Genomic DNA, 23,748 nt, shown 5'->3' on the forward strand with positions numbered 1-23,748 from the left:
AGATAAAGCCAATATGACCGATACCATCACAATCTACCACAACCCGCGCTGCTCAAAATCGCGACAAACGCTAAGTTTGATCGAGGATGCGGGCGTATCGCCCAGTATACATCGCTACCTCGATACACCGCTTACGGCAGTAGAGCTAGAGCAGCTACTGAAAAAACTGGGCATAAACGCGCGCAACCTGCTCCGCAAAGGTGAAGAGGCTTACAAAGAAAACAACCTTGGCGACCCCTCTCTTTCCGAAGACGAGCTAATCGCCGCAATGGTTAAACACCCGAAATTAATCGAGAGACCTATTGTCGTAAAGGGTAGCAAAGCCGTATTGGGACGACCGCCAGAAAACGTGCTGGCATTACTCTAGCCCAATTCGGTATCTACCTAACTAGCTCTAATACCCGCACCCAAAAAACCAGCGAGCCGTTCATGCCCGAAAACAACTCATCTAGCCCCTATGTGTTAATTCTCTATTACAGCCGCAATGGCGCCACCCGTGCCATGGCAAAACAAATTGCCCGCGGCGTTGAACAAAGTGATGCAATAGAAGCTCGGCTGCGAACGGTTCCTGCGGTATCACCGAATACTGAAGCGAGCGAAGCGGCTATCCCTGAAAGTGGCGATATCTATTGCAGCCAAGCCGACCTTACAGGCTGCAGCGGTTTAATCCTCGGCAGCCCCACACGCTTTGGCAATATGGCGGCCCCGCTTAAATATTTTCTGGACGGCACCGCCAACCAATGGTTAAACGGCGACCTTATCGGCAAGCCTGCCGGTGTATTCACCTCCACAGGCTCCCTACATGGCGGGCAGGAGACAACGCTTCTGACCATGATGTTGCCACTGCTACACCACGGCATGCTGATAGCCGGCATTCCGTACAGCGAAGCCGATTTGCACACAACTACAACGGGCGGCACTCCATACGGACCCAGCCACGTTGCGGGTCAACAACACTCCGCCGTTTTGTCCGACGAAGAAATTCGCCTCTGCCAAAACTTCGGTAAGCGCCTCGCCGCACTAACCCTCCGACTACTTTAAGAAATTAGAAATTGAATGGCTAAACCTTATAAACCCGTCGCCAATGTTCAGCAAAAGCTTAATTATGCTCTGCGCTTAACGGCAATACTTTACATCGCGCTGATAGCATTACTGACCTACATTAACCTAACCTTCAACAGCGGCCCGTCGATTCCTATTTGGTTGCTACAGTGTGGCCCCTTGCTGTTATTGTTGCCAGGCATGCTGAAACGCTATCACAGAAGTTTTTCGTGGCTATGCTTTTTACTGCTGTTGTATTTTGTAAAAGCGGTAGATGGCGCGTTTCATCCTGACGCCAACTGGACTGATGCTGTGTTCATAGGTTTATGTTCAGTACTTTTTGTAACCGCCATGATGGCTGCGCGCTGGTTGCCGCGAGCGATTTTACAATCCAGCTTAGAAGAACCCCCTCAGGAATAATATTATGTTCAGTTTCTTAGGCTCCCTTATACGCAAAAGCTGGCAAGCTATCACATGGTTAAGAACCTTATTTTTTAACTTGCTCTTTCTGCTGATCGTCGTTGCAATTTTTGCCTCTATCAAAACGCCAAAGATTGTCACTGTGCCCGAAGCAACTGCCATTTTAGTCGAGCCTCGTGGTTTTTTGGTGGATCAAACCACCTACAACCCCAGCCTTCCCGAGCTGCTGCTAAACAACAGTGAACCTATTCCGGAAACGGTAGTGCGCGAACTTGTCGACACAATTGTAAGTGCCAGCCAAGACTCTCGCATTACCTCAATGGTGCTCGACCTAAACTCGCTGTTAGGCGGCGGCCAAAGTAAACTGCTAGAAGTAGGAGCGGCGCTCGACACCTTTAAAGCAAGTGGGAAACCAATCTACGCCTACGCAGACAACTACACCCAACAACAGTATTTCTTGGCCAGCTACGCGAATAAAATTTTTATTAACGAGCTCGGCAATTTATTGCTAACCGGTTTTGGCGTCTATCAAAATTATTTCAAAGAAGCAGCCGAAAAGCTGTCGCTAAAATTCCATGTATTTAGAGTAGGCACCTACAAAGATGCAGTTGAGCCCTATATTCGTTCAGACATGTCTCCGGCTTCACGCGAACACAACCGTCAGTGGATCGAAACACTCTGGTCAGATTACAGTGAAAAGGTGGCAACAAATCGGCGATTGAATAGCGATAGCGTCGCACGCTATATCGATAGTGTGTCGCAACCACCGGTAAGTTATTTAATTAGCGATCGCCAAACACACGCGCAAACAGCGCAAAAACACGGTTTAATCGATGAGGTAGTCTCGCGCAATGCACTCACCACTAAACTACAAGAACTGGTTGGTAGCAGCGACGACGGCAATGACTTTAAAGCCATTGCCGATCGCGATTACCAAATCGCAATCGGTAATTCCCAGCTGCCGAAAAAATCACAAATAGGTTTAATTGTCGCTTCCGGAAGTATTGTCGATGGCCATCAACCCGAAGGCGTAATCGGCAGCGAAAGCTTCGCCGAATTACTCCACACTGCGCGCGACGATACATCACTATCGGCGCTTATCATTAGAATTAACAGTGGCGGCGGCAGTGCTTTTGCATCGGAAGTTATTCGCCAAGAAATTCTTGCGACCCGCGCCGCGGGCCTGCCGGTTTATATTTCAATGGGTAGCGTTGCGGCCTCTGGCGGCTACTGGATGGCAACCGCTGGAGATGAAATTTGGGCTACACCAAGTACCATTACCGGTTCGATTGGTGTGTTTGGTTTAATCCCCAATGTTAACGAGTCCTTAGCCCGTATCGGTATTAGTTCTGACGGGATTGGCACCAGCCCGCTCGCCGATATTTATCACCCAGACCGAACGCTTTCGGAACCGGCAAAAAATATGATTCAAGGTGGGGTTAACGACATCTATGTGCGCTTTTTAAGTTTGGTTGCCGAAGCGCGAAACTTAACCATCACAGAAGTAGATGACATTGCTCAGGGGCGAGTATGGCTTGGTAGTCGCGCATTAGAATTAGGCCTTGTCGACCATCTCGGCAGTTTGAATGATGTGATCGCTGCAGCGGCGGCAGCGCAATCACTAGAGAGCTATGAACTCAAAGAGTTTCGCCGGCCACTGACACCAATGGAAGAAATCATGCGAACCATCATGGATGAAACATCAGTAAGCTCCAGCAGCGCTGCACCACTAAGTTCATTGACGACACTTTCGAATTTGGCATCAAACCCAGTAGCAAAAAAACTTACCGAAGCACTGCCGAATTTAAGCCTCAGTGAGAACCGTAACGGCGTGACGGTTATGGCGAAATGCTTGGAGTGCTCAGAGCTTTAGTTCGAAGCTTCAGCGCAGAGCCTTGAGAATAAAATCCGTGAACATAAAATAGAAGTAACTTGGCCGAAGGAGCGGCGATAGAAAATACGATCAAGGCGCGCTAGTGCTCGCGCCCAAGTACACTCTTAACAAACGGAATGGTGAGTTTTCGCTGCTCCTGTAGAGACGCATCATCAAGGCGATTTAACAGAGTAAACAATTCAGCCGTATCGCGAGATGCGCGACTCAAAATGTAAGTAGCGACATCGGCAGGCATTTCCATTCCTCTTGCTGCGGCGCGAGCGATCATGGCCATTTTTTTACCGTCGTCGCCAAGACTTTCGACGTGATAGACCACACAGCCCAAAACTCTCGACTTAAGATCTGGCAACAAAATGGGCAGAGAAGGCGGACTGGTATGCGACGACAACAACAGTGGTTTGCCCGCATCACGCATACGATTGTAGAGGTGGAATATGGCCTGTTCCCAATCACTATTGCCGCAAATATGTTCGAGGCCATCAAGGCAGACGATATCCATCGCCTCCAAACCTTCACATAAATCAGCCGCCGTGTAACCGCGCACATCGGCTAGTGGAAAGTACTGCACAGCCAAACCGCGCTCATCGGCCTGATGACAAACGCCTTGCAACAAATGACTCAGCCCCGCACCTCGTGCGCCCCAAATCAAGACATTGTCATAAGACTGCCCATCCAAAACACTACGCAGCGCAAACAACGCTTGCGCATTCGCCTCGCCCTGAGCATAAAAGTTCGCAAAGGTAGCATCGTCACGTAGCGATACATTTAAACTTAATTGCACTGGAGTCTTAGTATTCATAGCGGTTGCAAGAGAATCCAAAAGCGTGAGTTAACGCGCACTGTAACGATAAAGCAAGGGGCTTTCCAGTGTGCCGCGTGCAGCTTGATTCCAAACCGGCACATCACTTGAAGAAATAGCCTTTTGCGGCTTCAGCCGTCCCTCTAAAGCTAGGGTACTAACAAACTTATCAATGCCGGTTTCGGACTCAACAAATAACAGCAATGTATCGCCGCGCACGGCGGCAAGCATAACGCTATTAGTGAGCGCCAAAGACTCAAGATAGTTTAGAGTTTGTCGATATTGGCCAAAGCTGCCAATCCCCTCCACCTGCAACACCACTAGCGGCGCCTCGGCTTCGCCAGTCTGGATCGCGTACTTATTTGCCAGATAATCGGCCAGTGGGCCTAGGGCCGCGACACCTAATTCCGTAACCGTAGCGCTACGGCTATCGTATACTCGCGTTTCACCTCGATGAAAATATTGCCAAGTGGCCCAAAAATCACCGCGCGATGTCTGACTAACTCGACCAACCAAAATAACATCTGCCGAATACCGCTCAGAAGCATTCAAGATTGCCGATTCATCTAGGTTCCACACATCTTCAGGCATTAAGGTTGATTGGTCTTCTAAGTCGACGAGCGGAAAGCGCAGCGGCAACCCCCGCTGTGTAGCCGCTGAGATAAGACTGTCGGTCACACCGATATCGGTGGCGTTAGCAATGAACTGCTTGCCTAGGTCTGGATCGTCTAACACTAGCCAAATAAGGGTCGAGGGCCTAGCCGTAGGCCAGATAGGGAGATTTGCCTGCCTTAACAACCGCTCTAGTGCATTCTTGGAATAACTTAGGTGGAGTCGCTCCAGCATGCCGTCGGCAATCTCGGTCTCGACGGTATTGCGGGTATAGGTAAACTGTTCAACGTAGCCAATCCCCTTGCGCAATGCATGAGTCACCTCTTCGTTCTCTATCGCGAACTCATTGCCAGAGAGCCGAACTAACACCTCGGCCATACCGACACGAGCCGCTTGCTCGCGATCAGTGGCCGACTGCGAAGGCACGGGAACTTCTGCTTCATAAAAGCTGTTACCACCAAAACTTAACGGCGCAACCAAAACAATTAGTAACGCAGCCACAGTGCTGAGTACCCGCCGCGAGGCCAGAGCCAAGCAATAGGGCCGTACAGCGTTGCCAGATTTACCACCAAAGCCAAGGCTAACGCGACCAGAATGCCAAGATACTGGAGCTAGCGAAAAGCTTACAAACCGATTTAACTGATGGTTCACGATTCCCCCTGGGGAGTGAAATTGAAATTAGGGCGCAATTGTAGCAAAGCCAGTGAGCGCAACACTAACGATCAGTCGTCTAAGCTGGTAGAATGCTCGCCGTTAAAAACCGCGACTAGCGCCCTTTTCTCTCAGACTAGCGAACTCGATACGTATGACCGATAAAACGCCCTCAGATTCCCCAACCCCTTCGGCTAAAGCCTCTCTCAGCTATAAAGACGCTGGCGTCGATATTGATGCGGGTAACGCTTTGGTTGAGCGTATTAAATCCGTTGCAAAACGCACCAAACGCCCAGAGGTTATGGCGGGTTTAGGTGGGTTTGGCGCGCTGTTCGAGCTACCACAAGGCTATAAAGAGCCAGTATTGGTCTCCGGCACCGACGGTGTGGGCACCAAGCTGAAGCTTGCTATGCAGCTGGGTAAGCACGACACCATCGGCATTGACCTAGTCGCCATGTGCGTAAACGATCTGATTGTTGGTGGTGCCGAGCCACTGTTTTTCCTCGATTACTACGCTACCGGTAAACTCTCAGTCGAGATTGCCGCACAAGTGGTTGAAGGTATCGGCGACGGCTGCGAGTTATCGGGTTGCTCTCTTGTCGGCGGTGAAACCGCAGAAATGCCAGGCATGTACGAAGGCGACGATTACGATCTAGCAGGCTTCTGTGTCGGCATAGTCGAAAAATCTAAAATTCTCGATGGCAGTAAAGTTAGCCCTGGCGACGTTCTACTCGCTTTGCCATCCAGCGGCCCTCACTCCAACGGCTACTCTCTAATCCGCAAAATTCTTGAGGTTAGCAATGCCGACCTGAATATGCAGTTGGGACCAGTAACCCTGGGCGACGCTCTTATGGAGCCCACGCGTATCTATGTAAAACCACTACTACAACTATTCAAGTCTGTTGATGTGCACGCACTTTGCCATATTACCGGCGGCGGTCTTACCGAGAACATTCCCCGTGTTCTTCCCGACAGCACCAAGGCCGTCATTGAATGTAGCCGCTGGCAGTTCCCCAATGTATTTGCTTGGCTGCAAGAAAATGGCAATGTCGAGGCAAAAGAAATGTACCGCACCTTTAACTGCGGCGTAGGTATGGTTGTGTGTGTTGCAGAAGCCGATGTTGATAACACAATCAACTTACTTAAAGCTGAAGGCGAGACGCCATTTGTTATCGGTCACGTCGAAACGGCCAACGAAGGCGATGAACTCGTTGAGCTACGCAACATAATCTAGGTAAATAAGGGGCTATTGGCCCCACAGAGCCTAACCATCGAGCAGATAAGAATTTATGCGCGTAGTCGTTTTAATTAGTGGTGGTGGTAGTAATCTGCAGGCATTAATCGATGCCCAGCAAGCCGGTTCGCTACCCATTACCATCGCCGCTGTGATCAGTAACAAGTCAACTGCTGGCGGCCTGACCCGAGCGGCGAAGCACAACATCCCGACTCAAGTTGTCGACCACACGCAGTTCGACAACCGTGAGGCCTTTGATCAAGAACTACAAAAAGTCATCGATCACTACCAACCAGAACTTGTTGTGCTGGCTGGGTTCATGCGTATTCTTACTCCCGCCTTTACCAATCACTATTTAGGACGAATGTTAAATATTCACCCGTCGCTACTCCCCAAATACCAAGGCCTACACACCCACCAACGAGCACTTGATGCTGGTGATAACGAAGCTGGTGTAACGGTACACTTTGTTACCGCCGAGCTTGATGGCGGCCCCTTAGTCGCGCAAGCACGTGTACCCATAGTGGCAGAAGACGATGCAGACACCATCGCGGCGAAAGTGTTAGTAGAGGAGCACAAGATCTACCCTGCCGTTGTGAAGCTTTTTGCGCAGGGTCGTTTGAGTATGGAAGGTGGCAAGGCCTTGATCGACGGCGAAGCCGTAAAACTTTAAAGCAACGTTATCCAAACAACTACAATAGCTTAGTCTTTTCTTTACTGCAGCGCGCACACCGGTACACAGTTACCAACTTGCCCTGCTTTACATCAAATTTTTTCTCGGTTTGAACCACCCACTTGTGAAAGCCATGTACGCAAAGCGATTTCCCCTTGTGTTTCTCTGCAGGGGTTTTACGTTTAAATGGCAAAATATCAGCCATGTATTAAGGCTCCAAGCCAACAAACAACGCATCGGTTTTTGCGGCCATAATAATATCGTTCCGGTGCAAGCCGCCAATTTTATGAGTCCACCAACTTACCCTTATCTTACCCCACTCGACCAAAAGTGCAGGATGGTGACCTTCGGCTTCGGCCTCTTCGCCAACAAGGTTGGCAAAGCCCAGCGCATCTACAAAATTCGCGAAACGATACTGGCGCTCTAGCCGTGCGACTCCGTCGATCACAACGCGACTCCACTCGGGAATGTCGCCCTGCATAGCGGCAAACTCGGCGTCAGTTAAATGCGGCGCACCCGCCCGACAAGCCTCGCAACTCTGTTCGGTTAAACTGCTCATCTGCGACTCCCCTCCATCTCGGTAGTTACGTTTCCCATCGATCTAATTAAAGTAGCGCTGAGTTAATGATAAGACCCAACCCATAGATCCACTTGCTCTTCCAAAACATCTAACGGCACCGCACCAAGTGATAAAACCCGCTCGTGGTAGGCTCGGATATCAAACTTATCGCCCAAAGCCCGCTGCGCTTTATCTCGCAACTCTTGAAACTTCAACATACCAATTTTGTAAGCCGTGGCTTGAGACGGCATAACAATATAACGCTCGATGGCTTTACGGATACGTTCTTCTGAAGCGGCAGTATTTTCTGACAAGTAGTCGATGGCTTGCTCTCGCGTCCACTGCTTAGCGTGAATTCCGGTATCAACTACCAAGCGACACGCACGCCACATCTCTAGCGATAGTCGACCAAAGTCTGCATAAGGGTCTGTGTAAAGCCCCAAACTTTTCGGCAATGCTTCCGCATAAAGTCCCCAACCTTCCGTATAAGCGGTGTAACGCGCATGTTTACGAAACGTTGGCATTGCCTTTAGCTCCGCAGCAACACTCAACTGTAGGTGGTGGCCCGGAATACCTTCGTGATATGCCAGCGCTTGCATTTCCCACACCGGCATGGACGCCATATCGTAAAGGTTTGCGTAAAAGATCCCCGGTCGCGAACCATCCGAAGGCGGCGGCAAATAAAAGGCCATGCCCGATGTTTTTTCGCGATAGGGCTCCACCGCCTTGACCAGCAACTTAGAGCTTGGCAGGGTGATAAAAAGCTCGGGTAAACGCTGCTGCATTTCCGCAAAAACAGCCTCTACTCGCTGCAAATATTCATTGCGACCCGCCGCTGTTGCCGGCAAATAGAATTGATCGTCCGTACCAATGTAAGAATAGAAATCAGCAAGCGAACCATCAAAATTCACTTGCGTCATTATGCCCTTCATCTCATCTTTAATACGCGCGACCTCCTGCAAACCCAACTGGTGAATTTCGTCAGCCGTTAAGTCTGTGGTCGTCGTGCTTTGTAATGCAAAGTTATAAAAGTTATTACCTTGTGGGAATTTCCACGCACCGTCGCGGGTATCCGCACGCGTTTGTAACTGCTTAAGGTAAGTAATTAAATTATCGTAGGCAGGTTTGAATGACTCCGCAAAAGCGACCTCTGCTTGCGTTGATAACGTTTGCTTTAACTGAGGATCTAAATCTGAGGCGGCTAATTTAGTGGTGAAGTCGGCATAGATTGGAGATGGCTCACCAGCAGAAAAAGGGGCTCCGGCGATAATGTTTTCACTTGCGGAAATCACATGAGGAAACACAAATTGTGGTGGGATTACACCAATGGCCGCACGATTTTGCAAGCCTTGCACAAGCTGTTCAAACAGGTCTGGCAGTGCATTGAGACGTGCAATATAGTCTAGCGCATCATCCTCCGAATCGATTTTATGGAAATTCATCAACACCGAAACAACTTCAGTGTGACTACCAAACATTTGGTTTACGGGGTAGTTGTGGTAACGCCACTGAAAGCTATCGATACTATCCTGCAATTGGGCCTGCAGCAGACGCAAACTTAGTTTCACGTCTGCTGATAAGGCCTCTGGCTCAAGCTTATTGAGCCGCGCTAAATTATCGATATCGAGCTGGTGTGACTCTTGCGCAAAACTATCGCTCAGATCATCCCATTTATCTTGATCGGTTTTAATTCCAAGCCAAGCTTGAAAAATAGGGCTGCGCGCAACCCACTGCTGGAAAATATCCTCAAACAACTGCAATGCTTCTTGGTCTTCACGCGTAGCTGTTTTTAACGTGGCTACGGCTTCTGCATCGCCAGCCTGATGGCTTTGAATCGCCGAGGAACAACCGATGACTAAGTTAGCAAAGACGGCGACAGCCATTATTTTAGCCGTACAGATACAAAGTTTAAAAACACGTTCCACACAGTTGTTTGCCATTGCCTTTAGGTTCTCCATTATTGTATCGATTTAATCTGTAGCGCCAGCCGAACACGCTTACTGAATAACAAGCTTGTGCTCTTCTATTTTCTGCTTCCAAATTTTTGGTCCCGTTGTGTGCACCGACGAACCCTTGCTGTCGACCGCTACAGTAACCGGCATATCTTTCACTTCAAACTCGTAGATTGCTTCCATCCCCAAATCTGCAAAGCCAACCACTTTTGAATTTATTATGGCCTTCGACACCAAATACGCCGCGCCACCAACAGCCATTAAATAAACGGCTTTATTGTCTTTAATCGCTTCAATTGCCAGCGGTCCACGCTCCGCTTTTCCGATCATGCCAATCAAACCGGTTTTTTCTAGAACCGTACGGGTAAATTTATCCATCCGTGTTGCTGTAGTAGGGCCAGCAGGGCCAACTACTTCGTCACCAACGGGGTCGACAGGACCAACGTAATAGATAAATCGATTGGTAAAATCTACCGGCAACGGCTCACCTTTTGCAATCATATCGACCATGCGTTTATGCGCAGCATCGCGGCCGGTGAGAATTTTACCATTTAACAAAACGGTCTCGCCCGGCTGCCAGTCGGCAATATCCGCTGGGGTAATCGTGTCAAGGTTCACTCGGCGCACACTGTCACCAATCTCCCAACTCACCCGCGGCCAATCATCTAGGTTGGGCGGCGTTTGCATAGCGGGGCCAGAACCATCTAACACAAAGTGCGCATGACGTGTCGCCGCGCAGTTAGGTATGAGTGCAACGGCTTTATTCGCGGCGTGGCTTGGGTAGTCTTTAACTTTTACATCGAGCACGGTGGTTAAACCGCCCAAACCCTGTGCGCCAATACCTAAATCATTTACTTTACTCATTAATTCCAAACGCAGTTCTTCGGCACGGTTCGACGCCCCGCGCTCGCGCAATAATTGAATATCGATCGGATCCAGCAGTGCTTCTTTCGCTAACAGCATGGCTTTTTCTGCCGTGCCGCCAATACCAATGCCAAGCATACCCGGAGGGCACCAGCCCGCTCCCATTGTCGGCACAACACTTAACACCCAATCGACAACGGAATCGGATGGATTCAACATGGCAAATTTTGACTTAGCCTCAGAACCGCCACCTTTTGCCGCAACGTGAATATCGATAGTATCGCCGGGTACCATTTTGTAGTGAATTACCGCTGGAGTATTATCACCTGTGTTTTTTCGCGCACCGTCGGGGTCGGAAAGAATTGAAGCTCGCAACACATTGTCGGGGTTTTTATAAGCGCGACGCACGCCTTCGTTAATAATGTCATCGAAACTCAAGTCGCCTTCGACATGTGTATTCATCCCCACATTGACAAATACCGTCACGATTCCGGTATCCTGACAAATGGGGCGACGCCCTTCCGCACACATGCGCGAATTAATCAGTATCTGCGCCATCGCATCTTTCGCGGCAGAACTCTCTTCGCGCAAGTAGGCCTCGTGAACCGCATCGATAAAATCTTTGGGGTGAAAGTAAGAAATAAACTGCAGCGCATCTTCTACACTGTCAATAATGTCATCTTGGCGAATGATTGTAGTCATGAAAGCACCTAAAAAATAATTGAATAACGACCGGCGAATAGCTTCACTCGGTTTTTTGACACATTAAGGGGTAGCACTACCGCGCAACTGTAACAGTTGCTGGTTAACGCTGCGCCGGAATGCATCAACAGATTGCATAGCCTCTTCATTTGCGGCAACACGCTTTTGTAACGCCGCATCCATTTTTTGTAATTGCGCTAGGCTTTCGTTCAACTGCGTAATTTTCGCAACCTGCGCATTGGCAGAATTTTCAACTCGAGTAAACGCGGATTGCTGTGCATCAACCAACTCGTTTAAAACTTTTATATCCGCACTGGTATTCTTGATCGCCGACTGAATTTTTGCATCTACACCTTTGGAGAGTTTTTCCAAACCCTCAATGCGACTCAAGTTATCCGAAATACTTTTCTTGTTGCGGTCATTCGAAACGCCCCAGAGTTTACGAATTTCAGAATCCGCCCACTTTAATTTAGCCTGAACCGCCGTCATCGATGCGACTGATTCATCGCCGGTCATGGCGAGCTGCTTTTCTAACTCAACAATACGCGCATCGGCAAGGTTAACAATCTTCTGAGCTTGCTCTAACTTTACGTACAGCCAACCGCAACCCGCGACGCCAACTAACGCCACCAACAAGGCGAAGACCGCAAGCCCCGAACTCGCCGCTTTTGCTTTTGGAGGCGGAGCCTTTACCGGCTCGGCGACGGCGCGCTGTGTGGTGCGAGGCTTTGGACGGACAATTTCGTCCTGATCCGGTCGGATGGCATTTATCGTGGGTTCTTTACGTTCGGTCATTGATGCTTACTCGGAGTAAAACGAATGGAAATTTGAAGATGGTGTTACGAAATCGGTTTGGCAAAACCGCCAACACAAAGACGTTAGAATGATAAATCGGGTCATTTCAGTTTAACTGAAGGCAGCCACAACTTGCGACGGCCTTCAGTTTGAGTAAATCCCGTTACAGATAAAACTATAGGAATAACAACAACAAAAAGAATACCGCAGTTAGCGCAAGGCTCATGTGAATCACGCCTCGAATACTGGCGATAGGGCCCATTTTTCCGAACATGGCATTGGCTTGCAGTAATACGGCGAGTAACACGGCTGCAATTAGACCTAGACCGCCACCATTTGCCGATACCAGGTAATCTGCACTGTAACCCAAGTGTGGCGAAGCCAGCATGCAAAAAGCCATAGGCGCTGAGAACAAGGTATTAGTACGGGAGGCTAAGCCAGCCTTTGGTGCAGCGGCTTTTGCGTCACCTTCAGCAAGGCCTAAAACAATCTTTTGGTTTGGCCAAATGATCAACCATACGTTTAAAAACATAAAAGTACCGAGTAATGCGCCTAGAACAATAAAGTCGTTCATTAGGCTTAGGTGCTGTACGCCACCTAATAAGATTACGCCGGTAACAAAGGTAAACATCGCGCCCCAACGAAACCACCATAGTGCGCGAGGTGCAAGCTTGGCTTTGGCGTCCGGAAGCGCCGCAGGATCTGCTTCTTTAAAATATTCAGTCTGCACGAAATTGAAGTAATAGAGCATGCCAATCCAGGTAATACCGAATAGCAGGTGCGCCCAACGAAAGAGAAAATTTACGATATCCATAATGGCCCCTAATAGTTTGTTGTTTTTTGGAGCTGCGGAGAACAGAATTCCGAGCAGCGCCTACTTTACCGCAATGAGAGGGGCGAAAACAGGCTTTCACGTCGTTTCTGTGGCGAGCTTGGTGGCGTCGCAAGCACTTGCTTAATGCACAAAAAAAAGGGCCTGAAGGCCCTTTTTATCAACGTGCTTTTCTAATACGTATTTATCTAATTCGGTAAATTAAGTTTAATAACTACGCGCTGAAGTTCGCGTTAACAAATTCCCAGTTAACCAAAGCCCAAAATGCACTCATGTATGTCGGGCGAGCATTACGGTAGTCAATGTAGTAAGCATGCTCCCATACATCGACAGTCAACAAAGGCGTAACCGTGGAATCGGTTAAGGGTGTCGCGGCATTAGCCGTGTTGACGATAGCAACAGAGCCATCGGCGTTCTTAACAAGCCACGTCCAACCAGAACCGAAGTTGCCAATGGCTGACTCGGTAAACTTTGTTTTAAACGCTTCGAAAGAACCAAAAGCACTGTCAATCGCTTCCGCGATAGCACCGCTGGCGGCACCTCCACCATTGGGCGCTAGACAGTTCCAATAAAAGGTGTGGTTCCAGATTTGGGCAGCGTTGTTAAAAATACCACCACTAGAGGTTTTGACAACCTCCTCCAGGCTTTTGCCTTCAAATTCGGTCCCAGGCACCATGCCATTCAACTTATCCACGTAGGTTTTGTGATGTTTACCGTAGTGGAAGTCAATGGTTTCGGCTGAAATATGGGGTGCCAGTGCTTCGCGGTCATAAGGAAGTGCGGGTAATTCGTATGTCATGAGTATCGTCCTCTCTGTTACATCTAAATTGATTCATGAAAATTTAAGCTGTAGCTCTCACCAGCCATCAACAACAACATCACTCCTGAGTAGAGATTAACTATTCAATCGCGATTGCGGTGTATCTAAGGGCAACGTTTGACAGTACTCGCAATTTGCCTGCCAAGTTAGCTAAACCCAAATGGGGTAAAAAAACGGCCCTATAAAGGGCCGTTTTTAGAGGGTTTAGCGAAAGGCAAATTACATCATGCCGCCCATGCCGCCCATACCACCCATACCGCCCATATCTGGGGCGCCACCGGAATCTGCAGGCTTGTCTGCAATCATCGCTTCAGTGGTAATCATCAAGCCGGCAATAGAACCTGCGGCTTGTAATGCTGTACGGGTAACTTTGGCTGGATCGAGAATACCCATAGCCAGCATGTCGCCGTAGGTGCCGTTGCCAGCGTTATAACCGAAGTTGCCAGTACCTTGACGGACTTTATCAGCAACCACAGAGCCTTCTTCACCAGCGTTTTCAACGATCTGACGCAAAGGCGATTCCATGGCTCGACGTGCGATTGCAATGCCAGCGTTCTGATCTTCATTGTCGCCAACAAGGTCAGCAATAGCGCTAACGGCGCGAATTAAGGCAACACCACCACCAGGCACAACACCTTCTTCTACTGCGGCGCGAGTTGCGTGCAAGGCATCTTCAACACGAGCTTTCTTCTCTTTCATTTCGACTTCAGTAGCTGCACCAACCTTGATTACGGCTACACCACCGGCCAACTTAGCTACACGCTCTTGAAGTTTTTCTGCATCGTATTCAGAGTTGGTTTCTTCGATTTGTGCACGAATTTGGTTAACGCGCGCTTTAATATCGTCAGCAACGCCAGCACCATCAACAATAACACTCACTTCTTTAGTCATTGTGAAGCGCTTAGCTTGACCCAAGTGCTCCAAAGTTGCGCTTTCGAGGTCCAAGCCAATTTCTTCGGAAATGACAGTACCGCCAGTTAGGATAGCGATATCTTGCAACATGGCTTTACGACGATCGCCAAAACCAGGTGCTTTACAGGCGGCAACTTTAACGATACCGCGCATATTGTTTACTACCAAAGTCGCTAGCGCTTCACCTTCAACATCTTCAGCAATGATGATTAACGGCTTGCCAGACTTGGCAACTGCTTCCAACACTGGCAATAACTCACGAATGTTAGAGATTTTCTTATCAACCAACAAAATGAAAGGCGTTTCGTGCTCTACGCTCATATTTTCTTGATTAGTAATAAAGTAAGGCGATAGGTAACCACGATCGAACTGCATACCTTCTACAACTTCGAGTTGGTTCTCTAGGCTGTTACCTTCTTCTACGGTGATAACACCTTCTTTGCCTACTTTTTCCATAGCTTCGGCAATAATGTCACCGATGTTAGTGTCACTGTTGGCGGAGATGGTGCCAACCTGAGCAATGGATTTGCTATCGGCACAAGGCTGAGCAGCTGATTTTATGTATTCAACGGCTGCGATGACAGCTTTGTCGATACCGCGCTTAAGGTCCATTGGGTTCATACCCGCTGCTACAGACTTCAAGCCTTCATTAACAATAGACTGAGCCAATACGGTTGCAGTAGTGGTACCGTCACCGGCGTCATCGGATGCTCTTGAAGCAACCTCTTTAACCATCTGCGCGCCCATGTTTTCGAAACGATCTTCTAGTTCGATTTCTTTCGCTACAGAAACACCATCTTTGGTCACCGTTGGCGAACCAAATGACTTTTCTAGGACAACATTACGACCCTTTGGGCCCAAGGTAGTCTTAACTGCGTCGGCCAAAATGTTTACGCCTACGAGCATTCTCCCACGAGCGTCAGTTCCAAATCTTACGTCTTTTGCGGACATATTCTTAACCCTTAATTGCTATTCTTTAGAAATTGTTTAAATTCCGATTCGAGCGAGTGGCGTGCTATTAATTAAGCAACAACCGCTTTGATATCGCTTTCGCTCAAAATCACCAATTCTTCGCCATCGATTTCAATAGTGTCGCTGCCGGCGTATTTACCAAACACCACTATGTCACCCACCTTGACGTCAACAGGGCGAGTTTCACCGCTTTCCAGCACACGGCCAGAACCAACAGCCACTACCTCACCCTGATTGGGTTTTTCTTTGGCAGAACCTGGCAACAAGATGCCACCAGCGGTTGCTTGCTCTTCTTCCTTGCGGCGAACCACAACACGATCGTGTAAAGGACGAATTTTCATCGACGTTATCTCCAGTAATTAGCGTTTTCTAAACACATTAGCGCCCCCTAAAGAGGAGCATTTTTTTGGGTGTAACTTCATACCCGTCGAAGGCTTCAATACCGTCTCTCGGAGAGAGCTGGCAAATGAACCTACGAAAAGCCCAAAGTTACGAAAGCTTGTGCCCCCAAGATGGGTGCTGTTTTATAGATTTCAACAGCTATTAGGGGATTTTTTTTGATTTCTTCGGTGCTAGCTTCGATACCAACAGCGCCTAATCTTCGCGCTTATAGTCACCGTCAATCGTATTCGAGCTCGAATCTGATCCGGCCTCATTCATTCGACTTGAGCCGCCATGGTGACCAGTAAAACCCGCCTGCGTACGAACATTCGCGGTAAAGCTACGCATACCAAGCCCAACTATCAGCTGCCGAACACCTGGAATCAAACAACAAAAACCGATTGCGTCCGTAACAAAACCCGGCGTCAACAATAGCGCTCCGCCAATGGCCAAACAAATACCCTCGGCCATCTCTTGCGCAGGTAGCTCTCCGCGCGACATCTTCTCCTGGGCTTTAAATAGGGTACGAAAACCTTGTACACGCAATAACGCCACACCGACCATTGCTGTTAGCAGTACCATAGCGATAGTCGGCAAGGCACCAATCACGCCACCGACCTTAATCAGTAGCCACATCTCTAAAACGGGGACAACAATAAATATCAACAGTAGGTAACGCAATTAGACGCCTTTTCTCAATATGAGGCCTTCGGAAGGCTAGTACACACTAGGTGAGGGCGTCAGAGACAATTACAAGGGCCTAATGGCGAGGAGAGGGGAAGTCTTGCGTAACGACAAGGGGTACGAAAACTACGCGTGGCGGCAGTCTTGGGCAACCACAACACACCTCAACGACTAGCGCAGCGCTACAAATTTAGATAGGGTAAGCGCCTTATCGATCCTTGCACCCAACGGAGCCCCCCTTGACGCAATCCGCATTCCTGCAGGCTATTCTCAATCGCCGTACTTTGATTTGCATCTTCACGGGTTTTGCCTCCGGCTTACCTTTATTTATTCTCTTACAGCTCGTACCAGCTTGGTTACGCAAAGAAGGCGTGGGACTTGCGGAAATCGGCCTGTTCACGCTAATTCAACTCCCCTATAGCTGGAAGTTTTTATGGGCTCCAGTGGTAGACCGGTTTCAGCTCCCCCTATTAGGCCTGCGTCGCGGCTGGATGCTGCTGTTTCAAGTTGCGCTACTAATAAGTATTGCGGCGCTGCCGATGGTGGATATTTCCAACAATTTAATGGCGGTGGCGTGGCTGGCAACAGCGGTCGCCTTTTTTAGTGCTAGCCAAGATATCGTGCTCGATGCCTATCGCCGCGAACTTCTGCCTGATGCCGAATTAGGTTTTGGCAATTCTGTTCACATCAACGCCTACCGCGTTGCCGGCCTGATTCCTGGGTCGCTGTCGCTGATTCTAGCGGAGCACTTCGACTGGCAGTTTGTATTTATGGTGACAGCGCTGTTTATGCTGGTGGGAATTGCCATGACGCTTGTCATACGCGAACCCGAGCACCCGCACAAACCTCACACCTTTCGCGCCGCAGTAGTAGACCCAATAACCGAATTCTTTTCGCGCCGAGGATACAAACAAGCGCTACTGATCTTACTTTTTATTGTCCTCTATAAGCTTGGGGACAATATGGCGACGGCGCTCTCGACCCCCTTCTACATTGATCTTGGTTTTAGCTTGCTGGATATTGGTCTTATCGCCAAGAACGCTGCCTTGTGGCCCTGGATAATCGGCGGCATGGCGGGCGGCATACTGATGATTAAGATAGGTATAAATCGAGCGCTATGGCTGTTTGGCTTTGCTCAAGTGGTATCGATACTGGGCTTTGCTCTCTTGGCCCATGTCGGCGCGAATAAACTCCTGCTGGGCCTAGTTTTAGCGTTTGAGTATCTTGGTGCGGGGCTCGGCACAGCCGCATCGGTTGCATTTATTGCTCGCAGTACCGATCTACGCTATACCGCATTCCAGTTTGCGCTGTTCACAGCAGTCGCCGCACTACCTAGAACCTTAGCCAATGCGTTTACCGGCATGATTATTGAGTCGGTAGGATGGGAGTATTTCTTCTACATTTGCACCCTGCTAGCAATACCAGGGATGCTATTGCTAGTTAAAGTTGCCCCCTGGAATGGTGATCAACCAGCGACCGAGCAACCTGTTAGGGATTAGATTAGGATGGTCAACAATGCAGCAACGGCCAACCACATCCACAGAGTACGGGTATAAAGCCCATTAAGCAGGTTTAGCTCTTTGCGGGTAACTTCGCAGGTTTGCACTAGATTATCGTCGACCAACAAGGCCCCCAAAATCATTGGGCTGAGCGCATCAATCGTGCTGCGCTTCACACATATCAAGCAGTCTTTAAGGCGATTAAAACAACCGACAAAGTTGCCCGACAAGGACAGCGACAAGCCCAGTAGGCGCACTACCGGCCACTCCAACAACCACAGCATTCTCGCCGCGGCGACACTCGGCTCATCGACAGTACGTACATAGATAAACATCAAACGATAAAGCAATGCGCCCACCGGCCCCAAGATTAAAAACCAAAACAACACAGCAAACATACGCTCAAAACCGCGATACCCCGCCTCATCAAATACACGTCGATGCAGCTGTGACCAGTCATTTTCAGCTAAATCATCTGTATCCACTTCGAGCCGCTGAGCGCGATCTAACGCCGAGCTCCAATCTTCGACATAACACGCTTTGGTGTACTCATCGACAATATCGCTAAACTCGCCACGACCAAAACTGTAGAGCAACACCACCACACCTAAAGGCAGCATCAGCCAAGCCGACAACTGGGTAAACCCAGCTTGAATTAACAAAAAAGCCAACACGGGGCCGCCGATAATAACGGGCGCCTGCCACGCGCGGCCTAGAGCGTCGCGAGCCGACACCAAGTTCACCCATTGGATGAACCAAGAATCTTGGTGAAGCGGGTTACGCGCCCCCCACACCTGCACGAAAGCGATGGCGAGTAGAACAATTAATAGCTGCATATGGATCTCATTTATTCATCAGAGGGTGTTTACGCACCTCGACAGTTTTAGACACCTAGTGCCAGCTTGCCACGATACAGACTCCAGTCAAAGGCATCACCAGGGTCAGTCTTGCGCCCCGGCGCGATATCGCAGTGACCGACAATGCGGCTATCGGTTATCTGCGGATAAGCCAGCTGAAGCATGCGAGTGAGCTCCACCAAGGCGACATACTGCTGGTGAGTATAGGGGGTTGTGTCGGTACCTTCGAGTTCAATACCAATCGAATAATTATTACAATCATCGATACCGTCGAAGCAAGATTGGCCCGCATGCCAAGCGCGCTCATCAAAACTCACATATTGCGTGATAACACCGGCTCGACTAATCATACAATGGGCCGAAACACACAGATCTGCAATTGTTTGAAAATAGCTATGCTGACTTGAGTCGAGCTGATTCAGGAAAAACTGATCTATACAGCCGTTGCCAAATTCACCCGGCGGTAAGCTAATATTGTGCACCACCAAAAGCGACACATCCACCAACTCGGGGCGTGCGTTAAAGTTCGGTGATGGTTTATGAAGTGCGATTGCAGGAAGCAACCAGCCGTTTAATATCACAAGAAGAGCCCCCGCCGTTATCTACAGCGGAGGATATTAACGGTTTTTTCGCAAACTGGTAACGACTGTTTCCAACGCCCGATCGAATAACATGCTGTGATCTAGCGCCCTTATTCGGCTAGTTTTCAACAAGTAAGCGAGTTCTTGCTTGCTCTTTTCCGCGACTTTCATGCCATTGCGATTCACGAAAATAAACTTATCGATTGGCTTAATATAGGCCGCCAAACGGCAACGGGTTACAGCGCCCTTTTCATCGGTAAATTCGAACCAAGACCCCTGTACAAAGTTACCGACCTGCAACATAAACACATCATCGGCAGCGATATCGTCCCAAGGATTACCCTGTGCCGCTGACGAATCTGTAGGCTTAGATTTACTAGCGGCAACTCCGGCACTTGCAGGCTTAACGGCGGATGCTGCATTGGCTCGCTGTTCACCACTGGTTGCCCGCACCTCGCGTGCTGGCCGGGAAGTTTTAGTTTGTGCTTGTTTCGAAGCTGCCGTATTCGACGCTGCATCACCCGACACGAGATCATCCAGCTCGCCCATTAGCTCTGCTAAAGTTTCAGGAGAAACATCTGTCGCCATATCGTCTAGAAGGTCTGACTTATCTAAACTATCCGTGGTGTTAAATGTTCGATCACCCAGCCGAGATTGAGGCGTTGGGTTTGACTGCTGAGGGCTATCTCGAGTCACTTTAGGCAGTGGCGCCAAGCCGCGAATACAGCCTAAATGAATATCCTCTAAAGCTCTAAAAATCTCGGACATCTCAAATGGATTAAATGAAATACTATCCAACCCGGCGCGCAGTCGTTTCAGCAGGTCAGGCACGAGTTTAATTAACAGCTTACGATCTTCGTCGGTTTTTGGCGGCTCAATACTCCACACCAAATCATCTAAGGTGGTCAGAGCCGACTCCCACTGCGGTGATTGATATCCGTGTTTTAATCCGGTAACAAACAGCACATTGCTCCACGCCTTGTTAACTAACGAGTGAACTACATCGGGTAGAACAACAATATTCACGGTACGCAGCTCAACTTCCGCCGCGATAATGGTGCGTGCAATCTCTGCCTGTGCCTTGCCATCTTCGGCATCTAGGGTGCGACGTTCTAGCACCGCCGCGCGACGCTTCTCCTTTTCAACAAATGACGAGAAATCCGCCAATAAGTCATTAAAGATCTCTACGTTGGTTCCAAACCCGTCGAGAAGGCTGCGTACAACGTCGTCCATCTTACGATACAGCGGATCATTTAATGCCGCCTCTGCATCGCCCTGCCAGCCAAGCGCTGCCGTCGCCATCTCGTTCAAAAGTCGGCGTGCCGCATGGCCGCCCTTGGAAAAGAACGCTTTATCAACAATCGCAACTTTAATAATAGGGATTTGTAAGCGACTGATTAACGCCTTCATTGGCGCCGCGAGGTTGCGATCTTCAAGGATGAAATCAAACAGCATTTCGACTAGGTTGATAACTTCTTGGTCCATGCGTCCAAATGCCGCATCGGAGCCGCGACGCTGGGCAAGCTCTTCCAATAAGGCGCGTACCGCTACACCACCATCGACGCGACCAACCGGTAATGGCGCGCGCTGCGCCAATGAGAGCAACTGTAAAACCTCTTCAGAGCCTGTCGGAACAAGCGTTTGAGACGCCGTAGGAACCTGCTCCCCCAGAAAGCCGTGCTGAGAATCGCTCGAAGTAGAAGTGCCACCCTGCCCCGATGCGCCCCTCTGATCGGAAGCACTTCTTTGACCGGCAGCACCTAACGTTGCTCCAGCATTAGAATATGAGCCGCTGGCAACGCCGGAGCTAGATCCGCTAGCGCCACCGGCATAAGGCGACGAAGTCGTTCCGCGCGCGCGCCCCTGCTGAGGACTCACACCAGATAACGACGGCAATATATTTTGATCGATTAACAGCTGGTTAATCGCGCCATAAAGGCTCGAAAGATTGTGCACCACGGTTTTATCAAACAGCTTAAATAGTACTAGCTTGGCTTTGATATCAACATCAAGCTTCTTAACCTGCTCCATAAAAGCTCGGCAAAGAACCTCTGGGCCGAGGGGATTATTCGCCTGATACACCTTCACCGGTACCATGCTGTCGAGGCGCAACGAGATGTGCTGAATGGCCTCGCCATATTGGGTGTTCGCCCGAGTGACAGAAGCCTCCACCGCAACAACCTGTTCTAGGTCGTCGTTATGAACCAACGATAGACCGTCAGCAGACAACACGTCTGCCGCATAACTATCAACTTCGGCCGCAACGGTATCGGACGCCAAGGCGGCGAACGCCGTATCAACGGCGGTAGAGAAACGCTTCTCAATACCACGGCGCTGCACTCGCACCTCACGCATCGAGTCGAAAAATAGGTTTTGTTCTTGATTAGAGTTAGCCTTGTCGGCAAGCTCGAACAGCGAGTCGTCGGCGCGATCGAAAAAGGTTTTTAACTTCTCGAGTAGTAGGTATTTACCCTTTTCGTGCACGGCGTGAACGGCCGCTGGCAGCCGTGCGATACGCGCTCGGGCGAGTCTTTGACTTTCAGGTTCCAAATGCACTACCTTCACGTTCTTCGCCTGTTTAACTAGTTCTGGCACTAAGGCCTCCTCAGAAAACCTCTGCTTGAGGGTGGATAATGATCCAAAGCAGCGAGTTTACGTTGGACCTAGTAAGTTACGCTTCGAAAGTGTAGCTCACATTAACGAGTATACTGGACGTACCGGTACCACCTAACGATCAATTTTCAGTTCGAGAAACGTATCACAGGGGCTTTGCTAAAGCGTGACAGACTTAAAACTTCACTGTTTCCCAATGCCTCTGTCGTTATACTCATTGGTATTGACACCTTGTTCATTTAAGGGCTCTCGCTTATAACGACTATGTCTAATCAACCTTCCACACAACAACCAGGTAAAAAACTCGGCAAAGGCATGCTTTACGCCTTCTGGCTAATGGCGCTAATCGGGTTAACTTTATTTTTTCAAAATCGCGACAAGCAACGTTACAACCCCAACCAAGACCACTTAAATAGCCTAGGTGGAGTGCCTGAAGTTATTCTAGAAAGCAACGCCTACCACCACTATGTCGCGACTGGCTTAATCAATGGCCACCCCGTTACCTTTTTGCTTGATACCGGCGCAACACAAGTGGCGATACCCGCTCACTTACAGAATCTATTACAACTTAAACCGCGAGGATTTTTCAAGGTTGGCACCGCAAATGGGACTGTCGAAGTTCGCGGAACCACAATCGATTTATTGGAACTCGGGCCTATTCGACTGAGTAATGTCCGAGCGGCACTTAACCCGGGAATGACTGGCGACGAAATCTTGCTGGGTATGAGCGCCTTAAAACAACTAGAGTTTACTCAGAAGGGCAATCGCTTAATCGTACGTCAACCACTATAATTAGATCGCACGCAGGTCACGGGATAGCTCTAGCTAAACATCACTAGCTTTGGACTCGTGGGTAATACCTTAACTTAGCAATCAAACGGCCGCAGGTTTATGACCGCTCAAACCCCTATACAAGCCTCCACCACAAAATCTGAACAACTGGATATCCAGCTGGCCCGCATAGCAGCCGACATCGAGCTAGCGGTACGCAACAGCCTCGCAGAAGATATAGGCTCTGGCGACATCACCGCGGAATTAATAGCCGCCGACAAAACCGATCATGCAGAAGTAATTACACGAGAAGACTGTATTGTTTGTGGCAGAGCCTGGGTTGAAGAAACGTTTCGACAGCTAGACCCTAGCGTCAAAATTGAATGGCTGGCAAAAGATGGTGACCACCTTATCGCCAACAGTGTGATTTTTCGCCTCAGAGGCCTAACCAGAAGCCTACTAACCGGCGAGAGAACAGCACTCAATTTCCTTCAATTACTTTCCGGAGTCGCCACCAAAGCGGGGGAATATGCAAAATTAGTTGCCGGTACCAACATCAAAATTTTAGACACAAGAAAAACTATTCCAGGCCTGCGCACAGCACAAAAATATGCCGTGGCTTGCGGCGGG

General features: G+C 49.3%; 24 protein-coding genes. 9 read left to right on the top strand and 15 right to left on the bottom strand.

The genetic code is table 11. The features are described from left to right. The first annotated feature begins 13 nt into the window (after positions 1-13). From arsC to sppA, 4 genes are all read left to right on the top strand, one after another. The gene (arsC, locus tag IDZ20_RS02465; RefSeq protein ID WP_188149835.1) at positions 14-367 is read left to right on the top strand and encodes an arsenate reductase (glutaredoxin); all 354 of its coding nucleotides are present in this window, start codon (positions 14-16) and stop codon (positions 365-367) included. 62 nt (positions 368-429) lie between these two features. Further along, a complete protein-coding gene (gene wrbA / locus IDZ20_RS02470) occupies positions 430-1,041 on the top strand; it encodes an NAD(P)H:quinone oxidoreductase (RefSeq protein ID WP_188149836.1) in 612 nt (203 codons plus the stop codon). Positions 1,042-1,056: 15 nt separating this feature from the next. Beyond that, positions 1,057-1,461 carry a DUF2069 domain-containing protein gene (locus tag IDZ20_RS02475; RefSeq protein ID WP_188149837.1) on the top strand — a complete coding sequence of 135 codons (405 nt, stop codon included), beginning with the start codon at positions 1,057-1,059 and terminating at the stop codon, positions 1,459-1,461. A gap of 4 nt (positions 1,462-1,465) precedes the next feature. Further along, positions 1,466-3,334 carry a signal peptide peptidase SppA gene (gene sppA / locus IDZ20_RS02480; protein ID WP_188149838.1) on the top strand — a complete coding sequence of 623 codons (1,869 nt, stop codon included), beginning with the start codon at positions 1,466-1,468 and terminating at the stop codon, positions 3,332-3,334. Between the two features lie 100 nt (positions 3,335-3,434). Here the strand turns inward: sppA and hda are convergent, their stop codons facing one another. After that, the gene (hda, locus tag IDZ20_RS02485) at positions 3,435-4,154 is read right to left on the bottom strand and encodes a DnaA regulatory inactivator Hda (protein WP_188149839.1); all 720 of its coding nucleotides are present in this window, start codon (positions 4,152-4,154) and stop codon (positions 3,435-3,437) included. A gap of 30 nt (positions 4,155-4,184) precedes the next feature. Further along, complete coding sequence (locus tag IDZ20_RS02490; RefSeq protein WP_188149840.1) at positions 4,185-5,417, bottom strand: DUF2066 domain-containing protein; 1,233 nt, start codon at positions 5,415-5,417, stop codon at positions 4,185-4,187. Between the two features lie 154 nt (positions 5,418-5,571). Between IDZ20_RS02490 and purM the strand changes: the two genes are divergently transcribed. Beyond that, a complete protein-coding gene (gene purM, locus IDZ20_RS02495; protein WP_188149841.1) occupies positions 5,572-6,651 on the top strand; it encodes a phosphoribosylformylglycinamidine cyclo-ligase in 1,080 nt (359 codons plus the stop codon). Between the two features lie 55 nt (positions 6,652-6,706). Further along, positions 6,707-7,324: a phosphoribosylglycinamide formyltransferase gene (gene purN / locus IDZ20_RS02500; RefSeq protein WP_188149842.1), complete on the top strand. Its 618-nt coding sequence runs from the start codon at positions 6,707-6,709 to the stop codon at positions 7,322-7,324. Positions 7,325-7,343: 19 nt separating this feature from the next. On the opposite strand, the gene IDZ20_RS02505 is transcribed toward purN, so the two are convergent. The 10 genes from IDZ20_RS02505 to IDZ20_RS02550 all read right to left on the bottom strand — a co-directional run bounded on the left by IDZ20_RS02505 (position 7,344) and on the right by IDZ20_RS02550 (position 16,749). Next, a complete protein-coding gene (locus IDZ20_RS02505) occupies positions 7,344-7,529 on the bottom strand; it encodes a hypothetical protein (RefSeq protein WP_188149843.1) in 186 nt (61 codons plus the stop codon). 3 nt (positions 7,530-7,532) lie between these two features. Next, positions 7,533-7,883 carry a 4a-hydroxytetrahydrobiopterin dehydratase gene (locus IDZ20_RS02510; RefSeq protein WP_188149844.1) on the bottom strand — a complete coding sequence of 117 codons (351 nt, stop codon included), beginning with the start codon at positions 7,881-7,883 and terminating at the stop codon, positions 7,533-7,535. Between the two features lie 62 nt (positions 7,884-7,945). Further along, positions 7,946-9,766 (bottom strand): DUF885 domain-containing protein, encoded by a 1,821-nt coding sequence (locus tag IDZ20_RS02515; protein WP_245792060.1) that lies wholly within the window; start codon positions 9,764-9,766, stop codon positions 7,946-7,948. A 114-nt stretch (positions 9,767-9,880) separates the two neighbouring features. Further along, entirely contained in the window at positions 9,881-11,401 is a 1,521-nt protein-coding gene (locus IDZ20_RS02520) for a fumarate hydratase (RefSeq protein ID WP_188149846.1), read from the bottom strand. 63 nt (positions 11,402-11,464) lie between these two features. Beyond that, a complete protein-coding gene (locus IDZ20_RS02525; RefSeq protein ID WP_188149847.1) occupies positions 11,465-12,196 on the bottom strand; it encodes a hypothetical protein in 732 nt (243 codons plus the stop codon). Between the two features lie 175 nt (positions 12,197-12,371). Then, complete coding sequence (locus IDZ20_RS02530; RefSeq protein WP_188149848.1) at positions 12,372-13,010, bottom strand: urate hydroxylase PuuD; 639 nt, start codon at positions 13,008-13,010, stop codon at positions 12,372-12,374. Between the two features lie 232 nt (positions 13,011-13,242). Next, complete coding sequence (locus IDZ20_RS02535; RefSeq protein WP_188149849.1) at positions 13,243-13,827, bottom strand: Fe-Mn family superoxide dismutase; 585 nt, start codon at positions 13,825-13,827, stop codon at positions 13,243-13,245. 240 nt (positions 13,828-14,067) lie between these two features. Continuing rightward, positions 14,068-15,711, bottom strand: a complete 1,644-nt coding sequence (groL, locus tag IDZ20_RS02540) for a chaperonin GroEL (protein ID WP_188149850.1) — start codon at positions 15,709-15,711, stop codon at positions 14,068-14,070. 71 nt (positions 15,712-15,782) lie between these two features. Further along, a complete protein-coding gene (locus IDZ20_RS02545; protein ID WP_188149851.1) occupies positions 15,783-16,073 on the bottom strand; it encodes a co-chaperone GroES in 291 nt (96 codons plus the stop codon). Between the two features lie 253 nt (positions 16,074-16,326). Beyond that, entirely contained in the window at positions 16,327-16,749 is a 423-nt protein-coding gene (locus IDZ20_RS02550; RefSeq protein ID WP_425443408.1) for an FxsA family protein, read from the bottom strand. A gap of 287 nt (positions 16,750-17,036) precedes the next feature. Between IDZ20_RS02550 and IDZ20_RS02555 the strand changes: the two genes are divergently transcribed. After that, positions 17,037-18,296, top strand: coding sequence for an AmpG family muropeptide MFS transporter (locus IDZ20_RS02555; RefSeq protein ID WP_188149853.1), 1,260 nt, complete (start codon positions 17,037-17,039; stop codon positions 18,294-18,296). On the opposite strand, the gene IDZ20_RS02560 is transcribed toward IDZ20_RS02555, so the two are convergent. From IDZ20_RS02560 to IDZ20_RS02570, 3 genes are read right to left on the bottom strand one after another with little or no spacing between them, the layout of a single operon-like run. Beyond that, positions 18,293-19,132 (bottom strand): histidine kinase, encoded by an 840-nt coding sequence (locus IDZ20_RS02560; RefSeq protein ID WP_188149854.1) that lies wholly within the window; start codon positions 19,130-19,132, stop codon positions 18,293-18,295. The two genes, IDZ20_RS02555 and IDZ20_RS02560, sit on opposite strands and share 4 nt — an antisense overlap. Before the next feature lie 47 nt (positions 19,133-19,179). Then, positions 19,180-19,734: a 1,6-anhydro-N-acetylmuramyl-L-alanine amidase AmpD gene (ampD, locus tag IDZ20_RS02565; RefSeq protein ID WP_425443406.1), complete on the bottom strand. Its 555-nt coding sequence runs from the start codon at positions 19,732-19,734 to the stop codon at positions 19,180-19,182. A gap of 36 nt (positions 19,735-19,770) precedes the next feature. Next, positions 19,771-22,329: a DUF1631 domain-containing protein gene (locus tag IDZ20_RS02570; protein WP_188149855.1), complete on the bottom strand. Its 2,559-nt coding sequence runs from the start codon at positions 22,327-22,329 to the stop codon at positions 19,771-19,773. A 282-nt stretch (positions 22,330-22,611) separates the two neighbouring features. Here IDZ20_RS02570 and IDZ20_RS02575 point away from each other — a divergent pair, with 282 nt between their 5' ends. Further along, positions 22,612-23,139, top strand: a complete 528-nt coding sequence (locus IDZ20_RS02575) for a retropepsin-like aspartic protease family protein (protein ID WP_188149856.1) — start codon at positions 22,612-22,614, stop codon at positions 23,137-23,139. A 99-nt stretch (positions 23,140-23,238) separates the two neighbouring features. After that, the coding region (locus tag IDZ20_RS02580) for a nicotinate-nucleotide diphosphorylase (RefSeq protein ID WP_425443407.1) at positions 23,239-23,748 on the top strand (510 nt) is incomplete at its 3' end.

The organism is Teredinibacter waterburyi (assembly GCF_001922985.1).
In the GTDB taxonomy this organism is placed as follows: Bacteria; Pseudomonadota; Gammaproteobacteria; order Pseudomonadales; family Cellvibrionaceae; genus Teredinibacter; species Teredinibacter waterburyi.